Source organism: Pseudoalteromonas sp. 2CM28B (assembly GCF_023161935.1).
The window spans coordinates 1-19,586 of record NZ_JALNTH010000023.1 but is presented as its reverse complement, the minus strand read 5'-3'; the positions used below and the strand labels follow the sequence as shown (position 1 = coordinate 19,586).

General features: G+C 40.5%; 13 protein-coding genes and 1 pseudogene. 7 read left to right on the top strand and 7 right to left on the bottom strand.

Annotated features, from left to right (window positions below):
• Positions 1 to 92 precede the first annotated feature (92 nt).
• Together MTN96_RS23695 and MTN96_RS23690 are read left to right on the top strand one after the other, a co-directional pair.
• A complete protein-coding gene (locus MTN96_RS23695; protein ID WP_248532884.1) occupies positions 93 to 824 on the top strand; it encodes a nuclear transport factor 2 family protein in 732 nt (243 codons plus the stop codon).
• Positions 825 to 840: 16 nt separating this feature from the next.
• Entirely contained in the window at positions 841 to 1,161 is a 321-nt protein-coding gene (locus MTN96_RS23690) for a hypothetical protein (RefSeq protein ID WP_004589283.1), read from the top strand.
• A 1,352-nt stretch (positions 1,162 to 2,513) separates the two neighbouring features.
• Here MTN96_RS23690 and MTN96_RS23685 read toward each other — a convergent pair.
• The gene (locus MTN96_RS23685; protein WP_024032988.1) at positions 2,514 to 3,392 is read right to left on the bottom strand and encodes a tetratricopeptide repeat protein; all 879 of its coding nucleotides are present in this window, start codon (positions 3,390 to 3,392) and stop codon (positions 2,514 to 2,516) included.
• 658 nt (positions 3,393 to 4,050) lie between these two features.
• Here MTN96_RS23685 and katG point away from each other — a divergent pair.
• Positions 4,051 to 6,231 (top strand): catalase/peroxidase HPI, encoded by a 2,181-nt coding sequence (gene katG, locus MTN96_RS23680; RefSeq protein WP_248532883.1) that lies wholly within the window; start codon positions 4,051 to 4,053, stop codon positions 6,229 to 6,231.
• Between the two features lie 422 nt (positions 6,232 to 6,653).
• Here katG and MTN96_RS23675 read toward each other — a convergent pair whose 3' ends face one another.
• The 5 genes from MTN96_RS23675 to MTN96_RS23655 all read right to left on the bottom strand — a co-directional run bounded on the left by MTN96_RS23675 (position 6,654) and on the right by MTN96_RS23655 (position 12,557).
• Entirely contained in the window at positions 6,654 to 7,109 is a 456-nt protein-coding gene (locus MTN96_RS23675; protein ID WP_095206753.1) for a transposase, read from the bottom strand.
• A gap of 1,261 nt (positions 7,110 to 8,370) precedes the next feature.
• Positions 8,371 to 9,972, bottom strand: coding sequence for an ABC-F family ATPase (locus tag MTN96_RS23670; RefSeq protein WP_083901829.1), 1,602 nt, complete (start codon positions 9,970 to 9,972; stop codon positions 8,371 to 8,373).
• 186 nt (positions 9,973 to 10,158) lie between these two features.
• Positions 10,159 to 10,893: an ABC transporter substrate-binding protein gene (locus tag MTN96_RS23665; protein ID WP_248532882.1), complete on the bottom strand. Its 735-nt coding sequence runs from the start codon at positions 10,891 to 10,893 to the stop codon at positions 10,159 to 10,161.
• 177 nt (positions 10,894 to 11,070) lie between these two features.
• Positions 11,071 to 11,823: an ABC transporter substrate-binding protein gene (locus MTN96_RS23660; protein WP_248532881.1), complete on the bottom strand. Its 753-nt coding sequence runs from the start codon at positions 11,821 to 11,823 to the stop codon at positions 11,071 to 11,073.
• Positions 11,820 to 12,557: an ABC transporter substrate-binding protein gene (locus MTN96_RS23655; RefSeq protein WP_248532880.1), complete on the bottom strand. Its 738-nt coding sequence runs from the start codon at positions 12,555 to 12,557 to the stop codon at positions 11,820 to 11,822. Before MTN96_RS23655 ends, MTN96_RS23660 begins: the two co-directional genes overlap by 4 nt.
• Before the next feature lie 285 nt (positions 12,558 to 12,842).
• Between MTN96_RS23655 and MTN96_RS23650 the strand changes: the two genes are divergently transcribed.
• The 4 genes from MTN96_RS23650 (at position 12,843) to MTN96_RS23635 (ending at position 19,055) form a co-directional block, all read left to right on the top strand.
• Positions 12,843 to 13,445: a class I SAM-dependent methyltransferase gene (locus MTN96_RS23650; protein WP_248532879.1), complete on the top strand. Its 603-nt coding sequence runs from the start codon at positions 12,843 to 12,845 to the stop codon at positions 13,443 to 13,445.
• Positions 13,446 to 16,397: a DEAD/DEAH box helicase family protein gene (locus MTN96_RS23645; protein WP_248532878.1), complete on the top strand. Its 2,952-nt coding sequence runs from the start codon at positions 13,446 to 13,448 to the stop codon at positions 16,395 to 16,397.
• A gap of 736 nt (positions 16,398 to 17,133) precedes the next feature.
• Positions 17,134 to 17,877: an FRG domain-containing protein gene (locus MTN96_RS23640; protein ID WP_248532877.1), complete on the top strand. Its 744-nt coding sequence runs from the start codon at positions 17,134 to 17,136 to the stop codon at positions 17,875 to 17,877.
• On the top strand, positions 17,877 to 19,055 hold the full coding sequence (locus tag MTN96_RS23635; protein ID WP_248532876.1) for a DUF262 domain-containing protein: 1,179 nt from the start codon (positions 17,877 to 17,879) through the stop codon (positions 19,053 to 19,055). The genes MTN96_RS23640 and MTN96_RS23635 overlap by 1 nt, the downstream gene beginning before the upstream one ends.
• A gap of 140 nt (positions 19,056 to 19,195) precedes the next feature.
• Here MTN96_RS23635 and MTN96_RS23630 read toward each other — a convergent pair.
• Positions 19,196 to 19,507, bottom strand: a pseudogene (locus MTN96_RS23630) (DUF3427 domain-containing protein); the annotation flags it as partial.
• Positions 19,508 to 19,586 lie beyond the last annotated feature (79 nt).

Sequence of the window (19,586 nt, the reverse complement as noted above, 5' to 3'; positions counted from 1 at the left end):
AGTGTATAACAATCATTTAATTGCTACCCGAAAACGCTCAAATTTGTTATGTTGCAGCATTAACAGCGTTATATGTTCATATTAGGAAAGTTATGAAATCGTTATCTATTATTTTTGCCTCGCTTATTGCCACTGTTGCCCTGATCAGTTATGCAGCAGAGCAAACCGAAGAGACTCAAGAAGAGCAAAAAAGTACCGAGCAAGCGTCAAGCTCTACTCAAGCCAGCAATTCACCAACAAAAGCAAAAGATGAAAAGTTAAACACGCTTGAGTACCAAGCCCCAGAGCTTAAAACGCCAACAGTAGATACTACTAAACCTGACGACTCAAAAGTACTGGGTAGCGAAACCCCCAAACCGGTAGAAAAACCAAAAAACAAAGTAGAAAAAGCAGCAGCTGTGGCCGAGGCAGAAAAAGCGGTAACGCAAGCCAAAGAGGCATTAACCGCTAAGCAGCAAGCTAAAGCTAAACAATCTCGCGAGTCGCTTGCTGTTGTAGAGCAACTAGTAGAAGCCTATAACGCACGTAATATTGAACAATTTATTCGTATGTACGATGAAGGTGTAGAGTTTTATATTTTTCCTAATGAGCTATTATTTAAAGGAAAAGAAAAACTAATAGCCCGTTATGGCTTAATGTTTAAAAAATTAAAGTGCATTAATAGCTCGCCAATAAAGCGTATCGTGCACGGCGACATAGTAATAGACCATGAGCTATCAGAAACCTGTTCAACAGACGAAAACGTGGTAGATAAACGCTCTGAGTTAGTATCGAGCTACCAAATAAAAGACGGAAAAATAATCCGCGTATTATTTTTTAGATAATTATAAAAGGCACACTATGCAGTTAGCAGACGACAAAAAAATTCGCTTAATGTATCGCGTTGAGCCAGGGTGTTTAGGGCCGCAGGGCGCAGATCACATAGAAGACTTTTGTCGTTATGCTAATAAGCATATTAAATCACCTTATTACGGGCAATTTTTGTTTTTACCACGTTTTGACAAACAAAAAGATGAGCGTCAATACAGCGTAAAAAACCGCAACCTATCGCGAGTGCAAGCCAAAGCCTATTTAAACCATTTTGAAATTGATATAGATACCTTCGAAGAGCAACTCGACGAACTCCTCACCAAAGCCATCGATTTATACTTTAAACGATAATTATAAACGCCTGAATACAAGTTTTACCCTGTAGCTAATTTTGCCTGTAGACGCCTAGTTTGCTCAGGGAGATGCGTATTTTCTCATTAATTGCCCCACAGAGGGCATTTTGCGCTACACAGAGAAAATAGGCATTGGTGAGTTACTTCTTTGTGGTGAGATAATCACTTTTAAGACGTGTCTACAGAATAGGGTTTATCGTGTAGCAGCGAGTTTACCTCGCGTTTTATTTTAAACTTTTTCGCGGCATAAAGCCGCTGCTACTCATTAATTGCACCACAGAGGCGCTTCGCGCTACACAGAGAAAACACAGGTATTGGTGATTTATTTCTCCAGTTTTTCTCCTACTCTCCTCCTTCACTTCTCGGTGGTGACATAATCACTTTTAAACGAAAGCATGAGCTAACTACGTAGCAGCGAGTTTACCTCGCGTTTTATATTAAACTTTTTCGCGGCATAAAGCCGCTGCTACTCATTAATTTCACCACAGAGGAAACAGAGACACAGAGGAAACAATTGGGGTTGGTGAGTAATTTCTCCTGCTCTCCTCCTTCATTTTTCGGTGGTGACATAATCACTTTCAAACGAAAGCATGAGCTAACCACGTAGCAGTGAGTTTACCTCGCGTTTTATATTAAACTTTTTCGCGGCATAAAGCCGCTGCTACTCATTAATTGCACCACAGAGGGCACAGAGGCGCTTCGCGCTACACAGAGAAAGCACAGGTATTGGTGATTTATTTCTTCAGTTTTTCTCCTGCTCTCCTCCTTCACTTCTCGGTGGAGACATAATCACTTTTAAACGAAAGCATGAGCTAACTACGTAGCAGCGAGTTTACCTCGCGTTTTATATTGAATTTTTTCGCGGCATAAAGCCGCTGCTACTCATTAATTTCACCACAGAGGGCACAGAGATACAGAGGAAACAATGGGGGTTGGTGAGTAATTTCTTCTGTTCTCCTGCTTCTCTTCTCTGTGGAGACATAATCACTTTTAAGACGTGTCTACAGAATAGGGTTTATCGTGTAGCAGCGAGTTTACCTCGCGTTTTATATTGAATTTTTTTCGCGGCATAAAGCCGCTGCTACTCATTAATTGCACCACAGAGGGCACAGAGGCGCTTCGCGCTACACAGAGAAAACACAGGTATTGGTGATTTATTTCTTCAGTTTTTCTCCTGCTCTCCTCCTTCACTTCTCGGTGGTGCCATAATCACTTTTAAACGAAAGCATGAGCTAACTACGTAGCAGCGAGTTTACCTCGCGTTTTATATTGAATTTTTTCGCGGCATAAAGCCGCTGCTACTTCTATTGTGGGCTTCGCACTTTACGCCAATAACGCGCCCACAAAACTCTAGCTACCCGCTACTATGGTATTAAAGCTGTCGTTGTCGTGTAGGCTAGCAAATGCACTTTCGTGTAGTAGCTCATTACGTAAGTTTGGCGAGTATTCAAGGGCCATTTTTATATCGGCTAATGCATCGGCATGTTTGTGTGTAAGTGCATACGCACACGCACGCTGCCAGTAGGCATAGCCGTAGTCGCTATCTATATCAATGGCTTGGTTACATAACTCAATGGCTTTGGCGGTTTCGTTTAGCTCTAATAATGCATCGGCTTTATAGGCAATGGCCTCTACATCCTCTGGCTTACGTTTTAAAATTTCGTCAAATATTTCTATTTTGTTTGCAAAGTCGCTTTCTAGGTTTGCGCGCATCCATAACGAGTGCACCTCGTTAGTGACCGATATACGCTCTTGGTTACTGAGTATTTCTTCTGAGCGTACACGCAGTTTTTCTTCAAGAATTTTTAAGCGATCTTCGTACTCGTCAGTGATCACACTGACACGCGTATTTACAATGTCTTCTACTTTATTTTTAACATCGCGCAGCGAGTTCCAGCCTACTAAAACCAAAATAGAGGCCGTAGCAGTAATAATAAAAAACACGTTATTAATAGTGTCGGTGGTGTAAATAAGCGCTCTGTCTGCGGTATCTAACTGGGCGTGTGTAACTTGTTTTGTTACATCTTCGCGTAATTGTTGTTGGTCTTGGCGAACGGCTTTTAACTCATCAAGAATATAGCGTTCTAAAAGCGGTTTATACATGGGCTCATTTAATTGCGCTAACGCTTGTTGCTGTTGCTCTTCTGTTGGTGCAGCAGATTCTTGGGCATTAACAGTATTTAAAAGCGAAACAAAACAAACAAATAAAATAGTTATATAAAAACGCATGGGTACGCCTAGTTAATTATTAGTGACTAATCGCACTTTAACATGCAAGGCTTATTGGCACTAGGGCGTGTTGGCTTTGAACATTAAACAAGTTAACAAAATCATACAACTGTTCACACAGCCTTAAAGGATTCTAAATTTTAGGCAAAAAAAAGCCAGCCCAATGTGGGCTGGCAAAACTGCTTAAAACAACAATAAATTGTCGCAGGGAAATAACAGGAGTGAGTGGTCATAATAATCAAGTTAATCTGAACATTTACTTAATTATTCAAAATAGATTTCAATAAGTTATAAAGTAAAGGTGCATTGGGCTTAGTAATGCACCTTTATAAACAACTTTAATTTCATGGTGAAGGGGGGTATTCCAATGTGCGGTCAATTAAAAGCCACTTTCAAACCCTTCACATACCATTACGCGTTATTTATTTAATCCGATCACACTAATTGTGGAGTTTAAACTGTATTCATTAAACCAATGGTTTCAATCGATTTAATTCAAGTTAATACGCTGGCGAATGTAATATTAGGGGTCTATATTGTTTGAGCAGTAAATAAAAATTATGCACAAAATTAATAAACCTTAGCGTGTTACTTTAAATGTAAGCGCTGGGGCTTGAGTAAAATAGTTAAACTCTTCATTTAAAGTAAGGAGCTGAAAATGAGCAGCACTAAATCGGGTCAATGTCCCGTAATGCACGGTAGTAACTCAGTTATTTCTAAAGTAAACACAGATTGGTGGCCAAATACTCTAAATTTAGACATTCTTCATCAGCACGACACAAAATCAAACCCCTACGGCACAGACTTTGACTACGCCGAAGCATTCAAATCTCTCGATTTAGACGCAGTAAAAGCAGACCTAAAAGCCTTTATGACCGATAGCCAAGATTGGTGGCCTGCCGATTGGGGCCATTACGGCGGCTTAATGATCCGCATGGCATGGCACTCTGCGGGTACGTACCGATTATCAGACGGTCGTGGTGGCGCAAGTACCGGTAACCAGCGTTTTTCGCCGCTAAATTCGTGGCCAGACAACGCAAGCCTAGATAAAGCGCGCCGCCTATTGTGGCCAATCAAGAAAAAATACGGTAACAAACTATCGTGGGCCGACCTATTTATTTTAGCCGGTAACATGGCATACGAATCAATGGGCTTAAAAATTTATGGCTTTGCCGGTGGCCGTGAAGACATTTGGCATCCAGAAAAAGACATTTACTGGGGCGCAGAAAAAGAATGGCTAGCACCGAGTGATGAGCGTTACGACAACGTAGAAAAACCCGACACCATGGAAAACCCATTAGCTGCGGTACAAATGGGCTTAATTTACGTAAACCCAGAAGGCGTTAATGGGATACCCGATCCGCAAAAAACCGCGCAGCACGTACGTGAAACATTTGCTCGCATGGCAATGAACGACGAAGAAACCGCAGCGCTTACTGTAGGCGGTCACACGGTAGGTAAAACCCACGGTAACGGTAAAGCTGAGCACTTAGGCCCAGAGCCAGAAGCGGCCGACGTACACGAGCAAGGCCTAGGCTGGAACAGCACTAAAGAAGGCGGCTTTGGTCGCAATACCGTAACGTCGGGGCTAGAAGGCGCGTGGACTACCCATCCAACAAAATGGGATAACGGCTACTGCCACTTACTATTAAACTACGAGTGGGAACTAACTAAAAGCCCAGCAGGCGCGCACCAATGGGAGCCTGTAAACATTAAAGAAGAAGACAAGCCGGTAGATGTAGAAGACCCATCAATTCGTTTAAACCCAATGATGACCGACGCCGATATGGCCATGAAGGTAGACCCAATCTACCGTAAAATTATTGAACGTTTTAACAACGACTTTGAGTATTTTTCTGATGTGTTTGCCCGCGCGTGGTTTAAACTTACGCACCGCGACTTAGGCCCTAAAGCGTGTTACTTAGGTAAAGATGTACCAAGCGAAGACCTAATTTGGCAAGACCCAATTCCAGCGGTTGACTACACCCTATCTGATGATGAAATTAGCGAGCTAAAAGCACAAATTCTTGATTGTGGCGTAAGCGCAACTGATTTAATTACTACAGCGTGGGATAGCGCACGTACGTACCGTGGCTCAGACCGCCGTGGTGGTGCAAATGGCGCGCGTATTCGCTTAGCTCCGCAAAAAGATTGGCAAGGCAATGAGCCAGAGCGCTTAGCAAGCGTACTTAGCGCCCTTGAAAAATTTAAAGCAGGTTTAGCTAAGCCTATCAGTATTGCAGATTTAATCGTATTAGGTGGCACAGCAGCTGTAGAGCAAGCTGCAAAACAAGCTGGTGTTGATGTAACAGTACCGTTTGCGCCAGGGCGCGGCGATGCAACCGACGAAATGACCGATGCCGAGTCGTTCGAACCGTTAGAGCCAGTACACGACGGCTTTAGAAACTACCTTAAAGGCGATTTTAGCGTATCGCCAGAAGAGCTACTTTTAGAGCGTAGCCAGTTAATGGGCCTAACAGCACCAGAAATGACCGTACTGTTTGGCGGAATGCGTGTTTTAGGCACAAACTACGCAGGCAGCAAACACGGCGTATTTACCGACAACGTAGGTGCGCTTTCTACCGACTTTTTTGTAAACTTAACCGACATGGCCAATAACTGGAAACCGTCTGAGCCAGGTGTTTACAACATTGTTGAACGTAAAACAGGCACCATAAAATGGACCGCAACACGTATAGATTTAGTGTTTGGTTCAAACTCTATATTACGTGCACTAAGCGAATTTTACGCACAAGACGACAACAACGAACGTTTTGTAAATGATTTCGTAAATGCATGGGTAAAAGTAATGAACGCCGACAGATTTGACCTTAAATAAATCAAAATTATAGGCACAAAGGGGAGCAACATAGCTCCCTTTTTTATTGTCTAAATTTTAGTTCGTGGCCTGTAGGCACAGAGCTTAGCTTCGGCGTTAGTTTGTCTTGTAGACGTAGAGCTTGCTCACGTTAGAAGCGTAGCTTCTCATGGTTTTAGCAAAGGGGCTTACACTTAGGTAAAAGCGCTGCTTTTAAACGCCAGCAAGCTGCGCGTTTACAGAACAGGGCTTAGCTCCGGGGTTAATTTGACTTGTAGACGTTGAGCTTGCTCACGTTAGAAGCGCAGCTTCTCATGGCTTTAGCAAAGGGGTTTACACTTAGGTAAATGCCTTGCTTTTAAACGCCAGCAAGCTGCGCGTTTACAGAGTAGGGCTAAGCTCCAGCGTTGGTATGCGTTGCTTGTTCACGAAAAATAATACCCTCAACCGCCGCCGTTCAAATATATACAATCCCAAAAAGGGTATTGTTCAATCTTTTGCACAATCCCAGCTCTTAATGGGTTTGCAACAATATAACGAGCCTGAATTATTAAATCTCTTTCATTGCGGATTTGATGATCAAAATAATTTTGTTGCCAAATTGGACCTTTATCACCACTAAGCGCATTAATCTTCACGGTTGTTAAGCTTTTAAACTGCCTAACTACCTCAGATAGTGAGAGCGCCTTAACCTGAAAAAGCCAATGAAGGTGATCTGGCATTACGGTATAGCAAATAGTATTAACATTTTTTTGCATATAAAAGATCGCGCGAGCGGCTATACAGGCATTCTCAAAGTTTTCAAATAAATCGGCTCTTTGCACGCAGCATATGGTGACTGAATAATATTTATTTGCAGACGAGCAGCGACCTTTTAATAGTTTTGTTGAAGAAACCATGAGAGCCATTTCTTAATATATTTTAATAAATATAGGAAAACCTGTTTATTACACAAGGCAAGTTTTTAAAACAGTAGTTAATCTGACTTGTAGACGTTGAGCTTGCTCACGTTAGAAGCGTAGCTTCTCATGGCTTTAGCGAAGGGGTTTAACATCAGGGTAAAGCGTTGCTTTTAAACGCCAGCAAGCTGTGCGTCTACAAGGTAGAGGTTAGCTCCGGCGTTAGTTTGACTTGTAGACGTTGAGCTTGCTCACGTTAGAAACGTAGCTTCTCATGGCCTTAGCAAAGGTGGTTACACTTATGTAAAAGCGCTGCTTTTAAACGCCAACAAGCTGCGCGTCTACAGGATTGGGCTTAGCTCTGGCGTTAATTTGACTTGTAGACGTTGAGCTTGCTCACGTTAGAAGCGCAGCTTCTCATGGCTTTAGCAAAGGTTGTTACACTTAGGTAAAAGCGTTGCTTTTAAGACGCCAGCAAGCTGCGCGTCTACAGAGCAAGGTTTAGCTCCGGCGTTATTAGTTTAACTTTTAGACGTTGAGCCTGCTCACGTTAGAAGCGCAGCTTCTCATGGCCTTAGCAAAGGTGGTAACACTTAGGTAAAAGCGTTGCTTTTAAACGCCAGCAAGCTGTGCGTCTACAAGGTAGAGGTTAGCTCCGGCGTTAGTTTGACTTGTAGACGTTGAGCTTGCTCACGTTAGAAACGTAGCTTCTCATGGCCTTAGCAAAGGTGGTTACACTTATGTAAAAGCGCTGCTTTTAAACGCCAACAAGCTGCGCGTCTACAGGATTGGGCTTAGCTCTGGCGTTAATTTGACTTGTAGACGTTGAGCTTGCTCACGTTAGAAGCGCAGCTTCTCATGGCCTTAGCAAAGGTGGTAACACTTAGGTAAAAGCGTTGCTTTTAAACGCCAGCAAGCTGTGCGTCTACAAGGTAGAGGTTAGCTCCGGCGTTAGTTTGACTTGTAGACGTTGAGCTTGCTCACGTTAGAAACGTAGCTTCTCATGGCTTTGGAAAAGGTGGTTACACTTAGGTAAAAGCGTTGCTTTTAAAACGCCAGCAAGCTGTGCGTCTACAGAGCAGGGTTTAGCTTATTATGGCTAAAACAATGCGCACCCACCTATTTAAACACCCACAAAAAAAAGCGCTAAACAGCACCTTTTTAAAATGATTTAGGCTCTATTTTTAGTTTTTGAAACCTAAAAACTTAAACCTAATAACTTAAACCTAAAACAAACGCGATATAAAATCGCAGCTACAACTTAAGCGATCTTTTTCTCTTCTATGCTTGCTAGGTATTCGTCAAACGTACCCTGAAAATCAATGACCTGCTTGTCTTTAATATCAATAATACGTGTTGCTAAAGACGATACAAACTCGCGGTCGTGGCTTACAAAAATAAGCGTACCCGCAAAGTCTTTAAGTGCATTGTTTAGCGCTTCAATGGCTTCCATATCCATGTGGTTGGTTGGCTCGTCCATTACAAGTACGTTTACGTCTTGCATCATTAGCTTACCAAACAACAAACGGTTTTTTTCACCACCAGAACAGTTACGCGCTTTTTTGTTTGAATCGTCGGCGGTAAACAACAAACGCCCTAACATGCCGCGAACCATTAAATCGTTATGCTTGGCTGTACGCCATTGCGACATCCAATCAAATAACGTTAAATCGTTATCAAAATCTTTTGTGCTGTCTTGCGGGCAGTAGCCAAAGGTCGCATTTTCAGACCACTTAATTTCGCCTTCATTACTTTTAAGCTCGTTTACTAAACAGCGTAAAAAGGTGGTTTTACCCACACCGTTTTCGCCAATAACCGCAAGCTTTGCGCCCGCTTCTAGTAAAAAGTCGCCGCCGCTAAATAATGTTTCACCATCAAAACCGTGGCCAAGTTTATTAACTTCAAGCGCTTGGCGGTACATTTTTTTGCCTTCGTCAAAACTTAACGATGGGCTCATACGGCTTGACGCTTTAACTTCATCAAGCTTAATTTTATCCATTTTTTTAGCACGCGAACTGGCTTGTTTAGCTTTAGAGGCGTTAGCACCAAAACGGTTAACAAAGTCTTGAAGCTCGTCAATCTCGGCGCTCTTTTTAGCATTTTCGGCTAATAATTGCTCGCGCTGTAAGCCTGCGGCTTCTAAAAACTTTTCGTAGTTACCTGGGTAAATACGCAGCTCACCGTAATCAATGTCGGCCATGTGAGTACATACCGAATTTAAAAAGTGGCGGTCATGCGAAATAATAATCATGGTGCATTTACGTTTATTAAGCTCATTAGCTAACCACGTAATGGTATGAATATCCAAGTTATTGGTAGGCTCATCAAGTAGCAGTATGTCTGGGTTTGCAAACAGCGCCTGCGCTAAAAGCACACGTAATTTCCAACCTGGGGCAACGTTTGCCATTAACCCATAATGAAACTCTTTATCTATACCCGCTTCTAATAGTATTTCTTCAGCGCGGCTTTCGGCTGTGTAACCATCCATTTCGGCAAAAACGCTTTCAAGGTCGGCTACTTTCATGCCGTCTTCTTCGCTCATTTCGGGTAATGAGTAAATACGGTCGCGCTCTTGCTTTACTTTCCAAAGCTCTACGTCGCCCATAATTACGGCATCTACAACGCTGTATTGTTCAAACGCAAACTGGTCTTGGCTTAGGTTACCTACTTTAAGCCCTGGCGTAATCGACACATTACCCGCACTTGGCACAAGCGCACCGCTTAAAATTTTCATGAAGGTCGACTTACCACAGCCGTTAGCGCCAATTAAACCGTAACGGTTACCGTTACCAAATTTAGCTGAAATGTTTTCAAACAACGGCTCTGCGCCAAACTGCATCGTAATATTTGCGGTGGAGATCAAAAAGTTAGTCCTAGAATGAGTACTGACAGGGGCCAACTGCAGCAAAACGCCACAAACAAGACCAAGCAATAGGGTAAATTAGCTGGCGAATTATACAGATCCCCCCATGGTAATGAAAGGTAAAAGATACATACCTAAACTGGCAGCACGTTGGGCTATGAATCTATATAAGTGTAAAGCCGCGGGTTAATAGGGTTTGTAAATACGCTCTATGGCCGCTTTATTATTTTTAATAAGGCGATTAATTACAGCTACTTCGTCAAGCGTGACCGACTGTTTACTCATCATAAAATGTACGCCATTAACATTAATAGCTGGCGCCGTTTTTACCGGCAAAATGGTGCTGTATCGCTTAGCAAAATATTTTGCGACAACAGAGTCGTCAATCACGTAATCAACTCGTTTTTTGTTAAGCATACCAAAGCGCGTATTTGCATCTGCGGTAAGTACTATTTGGTTGGGGTAGTGTTTTCTTATTTTTTCAAACTCAGCGCCAAAAAAGCTGCCTCTGTTAACGCCAACAATAAAGCCACGTTCAAAAAGCGCCGTCAAATTAATTACATCTTTGGCGTTTTTATGCTTATAAAGCAGCATAACTTCATCGCGATAAACATCAGTAAAATAAGAGTACTCGGCGCGTTCTTTTGTATAACTTGCCGCAAAGGTAATATCAATATGGCCTGTTTTTAGCTCTTGCTGAACCCGCAATAAGCTCGGAAAATAAACCCACTCAATACAAAAAGGCGAATTTTTAAAAACAGCGTTAACCGTATCTACCTCTGCGCCTACAAAGGCATTACCTTGTTTAATTAAATAGGGCACCCAGTTGGTTTCGTTGGTGCCCATTTTTAACGTTTTAGTGCATGCCAGCACATTAAATTGCGCAACTAAAAATATAAGCGCTAACAGAAACATCTTCATAAAACGTCCTTTTATACCAATCCGCATAATTAAGTGATCTATTTTGAGGATGGATAAACGTGTTGATAGCAAGGCAAAAAATTCGCTATTTAGTTATTCTAAATGAGAATTTTTTAACGCAGATAGCGACACATTTAGCCCCTGAAAATGATTAGGTATTAATGTGGGTTGGTATTATTACTTAAATAACGCCTTAAGCGCCGCTTTATTTTTTACAATATGCGCATTAATAGTGTTAACTTCTTCTAAAGTAATCGTTTTTTTGCTCATCATAAAATGCACATTATTTACGTTAATAGGCGCTACTTGCTCAACGGGTAAAATAGCCGTGTATTTTTTAGCAAAATGGTGCGCCACTAACGAATCGTCTACTACAAAATCTACCCGCTTTTTATTTAATAAAGCAAAGCGTTTATCGGCATCGCTGGTAAGTACTATTTGCTTGCTATATTTATCGCTTAACGCTTTAAACGTGTGCCCTAAAAAGCTGCCGCGATTAACGCCGGCTGTTAAGCCCTTTTTAAATAACTGCTCTAACGAACTAATATTTGCCGAGCCTGCATGTTTATACAACAACATTACTTCTTCGCGATAAGGCAAACTAAAATGGGCATAAGCTTGGCGCTCGCGGGTTTTACTTGCTGCAAACATTAAATCTACACGGCCGTGTTTTAGCTCTTCTAAGGCGCGTAAGGAGTTAGGTAATAACGTAAAATTTACACAAAAAGGGGAGTCTTTAAAAATGGTTTTAATTATATCTATTTCAACACCCGTTAACGTATTGTTTTTTAGTACCACATACGGCGGCCAGTAGCGCTCGTTGGTGCTTACATTAATTGTTTTATCGCATGCTTGGGCTTTAACGCTAAATAACCCCAAACACGTTACCCACACCAATAAAAATACACGTGTACAGCTCAAAACATTCATTCAAACAGCGCCTTAAGGGCCGCTTTATTTTTAGTTATATGCGCGTTAATAATTTTAACCTCATCAGGCGTAACTGTTCTTTTGCTTAGCATTAGGTGTATTTGGTCTTTATTAATAGCGGGTATGGTAGGCGCCTCCATTAAATTTTTACCACGCTTACTAAAGTAATTGCCTACTAGCTCGTCTTCTATTGCGTAATCTATACGCTGCTTATTAAGTAATTCAAAGCGCTTACTGGTTGCGCTGGTGTATTCTATTTGTTTTTTATGGCTTTTTTTATACTGCTCAAACTCTTCGCCATAATAACTACCAAAGTTAGCGCCTATGGTTAAACCTTGGTTAAAAATATCAGCTAAGTCTTTAACCTTGTGTTGATTGTTTTTGTTTTCGTATAAACGCATTACCTCAGTGCGGTAGGCCTTTGTATAGTGAACGTATTTAGCCCGCTCATTGGTGTAACTTGCCGCCCAGCCTATATCTATTCGGCCATGGCGCAGCTCGGTAAAAGCCCGTTTAGAATTAGGCAGCATTTTTACTTCAAAACAAAAAGGCGAGTCTTTAAAAATTATATTTAATGCATCTACCTCTTTACCCTGTAACTGGCCGCTAATGCCCATTACATACGGCGGCCAAAAAGCATCATGCGAGGCAACGCTAAGCGTTCTATCGCAGGCAAACACACCCCAAGAGGTACTAAACAACACACACAATAATAAGGTTATTAATTTATTCATTAAGACTCTGAGGTAAGCTTTTTTTGTACGTTATTAAAACAGTATAACCTAGCAAAATAATATAATGGTGAAGGAATCATTAAAGTTGTAAAAAAATGTATCTAAAAAGGAGAGGGTTAAGGCTTTAAGGAGATAATTATTGCTAAATTCAATACAAACAGCGTATTAAGCTAAAAAAACCTACTTATAAGTTCTTTAATTTATCGGCTTGTTCCTGTAGATTAAACAAACATAAATGCAGCATTAACGTTGCAAACTCGCAAAAGCCAAGGAGCGGTATAAGCAGTGCCCAATACCACACTAAATTATTATAACCAACATGCACAAACCTTTAGCGACTCAACACTTAATGTTGATATGTCGGCGCTTTACCGTGAGTTTTTACCTTATGTTGTCCAAAATGGCCATGTGCTAGATGCAGGTTGTGGCTCAGCTCGCGATGCTGCCTATTTTAAAAGCCAAGGGTTTAGTGTGTCGGCTTTTGATGCAAGCCCAGCGCTTGCAAAGTTAGCCAGTAATTACTTACAACAACCAGTAGAGGTTAAAACCTTTCAAGAGCTTGAGTGTGTTAATAAATACGACGGCATTTGGTGCTGCGCTAGTTTGTTACATGTGCCAAAGGCCGAGCTTCCTCAAGTATTTTTAAACCTACAAAATGCGCTTAAACCCAATGGCGTTTTATATGTATCGTTTAAATATGGCACGCAAGAGCGTGTACATAATGGCCGTGAGTTCACCGATTTAACCGAGCAGTTATTAAGTAATTTATTAAATCAACACACGCAATTAAGCATAATTAAGCACTGGCAAAGTGTTGATCAGCGCCCAGGGCGTGAAAGCGAAGTGTGGCTAAATGCATTGATAACGCATAGCAAAGCGAAATTATAAGTGAATAGTTTTAGCGAACATCAACACCTGCAAAATAATAACCAACAACTTATTACGGGTGATAATGACCCGTTATTACCTAATCTTGTGCATGCCATAAACAACGCGACTGAGATTGAAATTACAGTTTCATTTATTCAGCCAAGTGGCTTAGCACTCTTGTTCGACCCACTAAGCGAAGCGTTACAAAGCGGCGCAACGCTTAAGCTACTTACCTCAGACTACCTCGATATTACTCATCCTAATGCATTGAGAGAACTCATGGCATTAGTAGATCGGGGCGCCGATGTGCGTATTTATCAAACGCACAGTAATCAAAGTTTTCATATGAAGTCGTATATTTTTGTTAAAACAAACGACCAAAACGAGATTACTGGTGGCTGCGCCTTTATTGGCTCGAGTAATATTAGTGCCAGCGCATTGACCAAAGGGCACGAGTGGAATTTTAGACATGATTATACACAGCCAAAAACAAGCCAAGCAGCGAAGCAGTTTTTAAGTATACGCACAGCTTTTGAAAATATTTTTAATCACAAATTTGTTACTCATTTAAGCCATGAGTGGATTAATAGCTACATTGCTAGGCGTAAAGTACAGCAGTTTGTAGCGGTAAACCATACCGATACAGCTGAGCAAGTTATTGAAAAAAATGAAGCTAAAACACCAAGGCCAGCTCAAGTTGAAGCGCTAAATGCCCTAGCACAAACCCGTACTGAGGGTTTCAAACGTGGCTTAGTGGTATTGGCAACAGGCATGGGTAAAACATGGTTAAGTGCATTTGATGTAAAACAATTCAAAGCTAATCGTGTTTTATTTGTAGCACATCGAGAAGAAATACTTTTGCAAGCACAGCGTACATTTTCTGAATTACTTACTTTATCAACTGGGTTTTATAATGGTAAACAGCGAGACAAAAACGCTGAGTGTTTATTTGCCTCTATTCAAACCATTGGTCGTAGTAATCACTTAAAACAATTTGCGCCAACAGCGTTTGATTACATTATTGTTGACGAATTTCACCATGCAAGTGCGCGTGTATATCGTCAGCTTTTAAACTACTTTGAACCCCAGTTTTTACTTGGTTTAACAGCTACACCAGAACGTACCGACCAAGCTGATATTTTAGGGCTATGCGACAACAATTTAGTGTTTGAACGAAATTTAACACAGGGGATAGATCAAAAAACGTTAGTGCCATTTCATTACTACGGGATTTGGGATGAAAACGTAAACTATCAAGCTATTCCGTGGCGTAATGGTCGATTTGACCCAACAGCACTAGAAAACAAATTTGCGACCCAAAAACGAGCAGACCACGCACTTTTACAGTGGCAGCAATACAAGCAGCAGCGCACATTAGGCTTTTGCATATCTACCAAACATGCTGATTATATGGCAGCTGCATTTAATAAAGCGGGTGTAAAAGCGCTATCAGTGCATAGCCAATCAAAAGTACGCCGCAATGAGGCGCTTAAACAATTAGAACAGCGCCAAGTTGAAGTATTATTTACTGTTGACCTATTTAACGAAGGCACTGATTTACCAAGTATTGATACCATATTAATGCTGCGCCCAAGCGACTCTAAAATACTATTTTTACAGCAATTAGGCCGTGGTTTACGCACCCTCGAAGGTAAAACACATTTAGTGGTGCTCGATTTTATTGGTAACCACCACAGCTTTTTAAATAAACCCTATGCACTACTACATGAAACCACGCCAAGTGGTGTAGTTAAAAAGCTTAAAAAGCCCAACCTTGCAGATGGCTGCTTTATAAATATTGATTTAAAAGTTACCGATTTTTGGCAGCAGCTAGCCAAAATACAGCGTACTACGGCGTTAGAAGATATAACGCAGCTGGCTGAGCAACTTGGGCACTTACCCACGTTAAGTGAGTTTTACTACCACTATGGCGATATAAAAAAAGTAAACACTAATTACACAAGCTGGTTTGAGCTAATTGCTAAAACACAAAATATTGATGATGAAGCACAACAAAGTGCCAAGCAATTAGCACCGTTTTACGACTTTTTATACAAAGGCATACAAACAACCAGTATGAACAAATGCTTCAAAGCTATTTTGCTTGAGGCGTATGTCGCTTTAAACGGTTTTGCTAACCCCCCAACAGTTGCAGAACTTGCAGCCATGAGCGCAAAGGTTTTAGCGCGCCATCCAAATTTAAAGCAACATGATTTACCTATTAAAGAACAGCAAGCAGCTGCAGATTCCCAAACATGGCAAAGCTACTGGTGTAAAAATCCAATTAAAGCCTATACCAATAAAAATAAAGACGGCACACAATGGTTTACCTTACAAAACAACACCGTAAAAGCCACGTTTGACGTACCCGCAGAAAAACGCGAATTACTAAACAGCGCCGTGTTAGAACTGGTTGAGTACACCTTAGCCAAATACAACCAGCGCCTAAAAGTAAAAACGCCAACTACGAAACAAAATACAGAGCAAAAAGCTGACAATGTAACTCAATTAGCGTTCAAAGATCTTGCCGATACAGCAAACGAGCAAAATAGCGCATTAAAACTGCCGTACTTTCCCAATATTAAAATTGCCTGTGGGCATTTTAAAACTGGGGATGAAAGCGATATGGAATTAATGGACGCGCCATTTGGCGCGGGCAAGCTCGACCCGCAAATACATTTTTTAGCACGCGCATCGGGTAACTCTATGAACGGCGGTAAACACCCAATACTTGATGGCGACTTATTGTTACTTGAGCTTATAACTTCCGATAGAGCCGGATCACTTCGCGGCCAAATAGTCGCGATAGAGCGAGATGATATAAGCGGAGATGGACAGTATTTACTGCGCAAAGTAAATAAATTACCAAACGGGCAATATGAGCTAATCGCTCAAAACCCCGATTACGAAGTAATGATTGCTGATGAAAGCATGCGAACGTTCGCACGGTTTAAACAAGTGGTTTTGTAGTCGCGATTTTATATCGCGCTATTACTTATAGGCGCAGAGCTTGCTGGCGCGAAAAGCACCGCTTTTTGAATAGGTTTTACGTGAGAGTTTAGGGATTTAATAACCTCTATTCGAGGTTTTATCGCGTTGGCGATGGCAACCAAAGGGCGGCTGCCGCCGACCGCCCTTTGGAATCCCACGGCGCACCCGAGGATCACACTATGTCCTCAAGCTACAAATTGATGTGAACGTAAACGCCGTGTATTCGCCGTCCATGGCGAAGTCACGGCTTTACTTGCATCCATGCAAGTGATTACTCATCAATTTATACCTTTCGGGTGTGATCACGGGGAGTTGGAGTGTGTTGGTAGATTGGTGTTTATGAGTGTGGCGGGATTTTATCTCGTGCTTTAAGTTGCTCTAAGTTCGAAGTTTGCTAGCGATAAAAGATAGGATTTACCTTTTATGATATTCAAATAAGTGATTATGGGTGTTAATCAAAAGAAAATATATTAGGTAACAGCTTTTACTTGAGGCGAAAGTATCACTGATACAACCTGACTAATACTTATATGATTGATGCTAAAAATTTAATTACAAAGATAATAACCACTTCTCAAATTAGTGTTTAGAAATTTAAAGAAGTCTAAGCAATAATTGAAAGAAGAACATATGACCACACAGGTTTAGCAAGCATCTGAGGCAATATGCTAAATAATTTTTTACTAAAAATATAGAAAGTTAGGATTGATAATTGATGGAAATTAGTAAACTGAGTGAATACACTTCTTTTGTAGAAGAATTACCTAAGGATTTCTGCCTGTCAAGAGGCCAGTCAGGGGATTATCCTCTTCTTCCTAGCGCCCTGAGAAAAGATAATGAGACTAAAACTCGTAAATTCCCCAAGCGAGCAATTAGAAATTTTCTTACGCAATTTAAAATAAATTCCTATCAATATATGGATGCGCCCTGGGATATTAAAAATGATGTGGAATGGATGTTGTACGCTCAACATTATGGGCTTCCAACAAAACTAATGGATTTTACGATTTCACATATAACATCACTTTTGTTTGCGGTTGAAAAAGCATTTCAAACAGATACTGATAAAGATGCAGTTGTTTACTTTTTAAACCCAACAGAATTAAATAAAAAAAATATGGAGCAATCTACTGTCGTGAATGTGTCTGGTTCAGATAGTGTTAGTGCAGAAGGGTACGATGGTCCCATAGCTGTACAAGGGCGAAAAATAAATTCGAGGATAAATGCTCAAAAGGGGCTTTTTGTTCTTTTTCAAGATGACGATGAACCTTTAGATATAACAGCAGATGAAAGTATATTAAGAAAAATATTAATCCCCGGGGACGCGACTAAAGAAATTCTTTCTTCTCTTTTTTCTATGGGTATAAGCTTTTCTCATATATACCCTGAATTATCCTCTGTTTCTAAGGATATTTTATTACAACAAGATATTGATGACTTTCTAAGGGAGGAAGAGTAATGGCTGGTAATTTCAATATTAATAGGAAAGATGAAACTCTAACATGGCAAACAGTAACACAAAGAATTAAGTTGGGATTCAAGCTACAAGAAATTGAAGGTGAATTAACATCTGAGAATATTCTTGAGTTTAATGATGCGATAGTTATTGATCCGGATTATCAACGCGAATATAGATCTTCAATTGCTGATGAAAGCTCTTTAATAGAATCTGCTTTACTGGAAATACCTATTCCTCCTATATTTTTAGCAACTCAAAAGTACCGCGGAGTGCAAGTTTTAAATGTTGTTGATGGTCAACATAGATTAAGAGCATTTTATCGGTATATAAATAATATGTACTCACTTAAAGGGTTGAAATTATTACCTGACTTCATGGATAAGTCATTTAGCGATCTAGATATGGATCACAAAACCTCATTAATGAGTAAAGGTATAACCTGTATTACATTTCGTGATTTTCCAGGAAAAGAGTTTGAGCTTGAAATTTTTAGTCGCTATAACAAGGGAACAAAGCCATTAACTCCTCAGGAAATTAGGCATGCAGTTTATGATTCTAAAACTAACGATTTAGTAAATTTATTTTGCTCTAAACTTGTGAAAGATCTTAAGTCACCATTAGCAAAAGCTTATGCGATATCAAAAGATCGCTTTCAGAAAAAAGCCATACAGGAAAATATTTTTGTAATTCTGAGTATTATTGAGTTTGGCATAAACCAAGAATTTATAAACGACCAAGGTAAAACTCAAAAGGTTAGTAAATCACCACAGTTTGCTGAAACTTATATGAAGATAAAATCGGAGGATAAATCCAATGAATCTTATGAGATATCTAAGTCAAGCCTATTAGAATTTAATGAGTTTATTACCAAATTAACTAAAATAACCGAATATCCATTCTCAAGAGAAGTTTATGGCGTTTCTGAGAGGGGCAAGAAATTTCAAGTTTCTATTTCAATGATACTATCAGCAATTTTTAAAAAATTAAAAGATGTTAACTTTGATTTTTTACTCTTGGAAAAAGATGAAAATTTAGTGAATTTATCCAAATATATAAGTATCCTTTTAAATAACTCTTATCTAGAAGATGCTGAATATAGAGCTTCTACCACGAACCCAATAGAGATAGAGAGTTTGATCAACAAGTTTGATTTGAGTGATATACGCATCAGCATATAATGAAAGGACATCAGTTGATGTGTAATTTTATCAATTAAGGGTAATTAAAAGGTAAATCTTGACTTCAAACATTATCAGTCATGTGCAAATTAGGTAAATTTTAATCACCAAATAATGATTCTATTAGTCCATTAAATCTATCACCCAACCGCTAATTTCCCAGCCTCATGCCACATTTCACTTGGCATGGGGTTGGTTAACTCCCACATTATATTCATCGGCTGGCTGCCATTGTGGCTTTGGTATTTAACCTCGCCATAGTTTACAAACCCCATGGTTCGGCCGTTTTCGTCTTTGCCTTGTTCGCGCACAAATAACAGGATGGTTTTGCCAGTTTGTTGGTGCTGAATATAACTTAGGCCGCGGCCGTGTTCTGGGCGGGCGCTGTTTTGCGTTTGCCAATGAAACAGGGTAGGGCTGATTGCATAGTCGTGATACAGCGTGGTGGGCGAGTTGAATCGCCCCGTGTTTGCCAGAGACTCAATAACTTGAGAAACTGGAACTATGAAAAAATCAAATCGCTATACATCA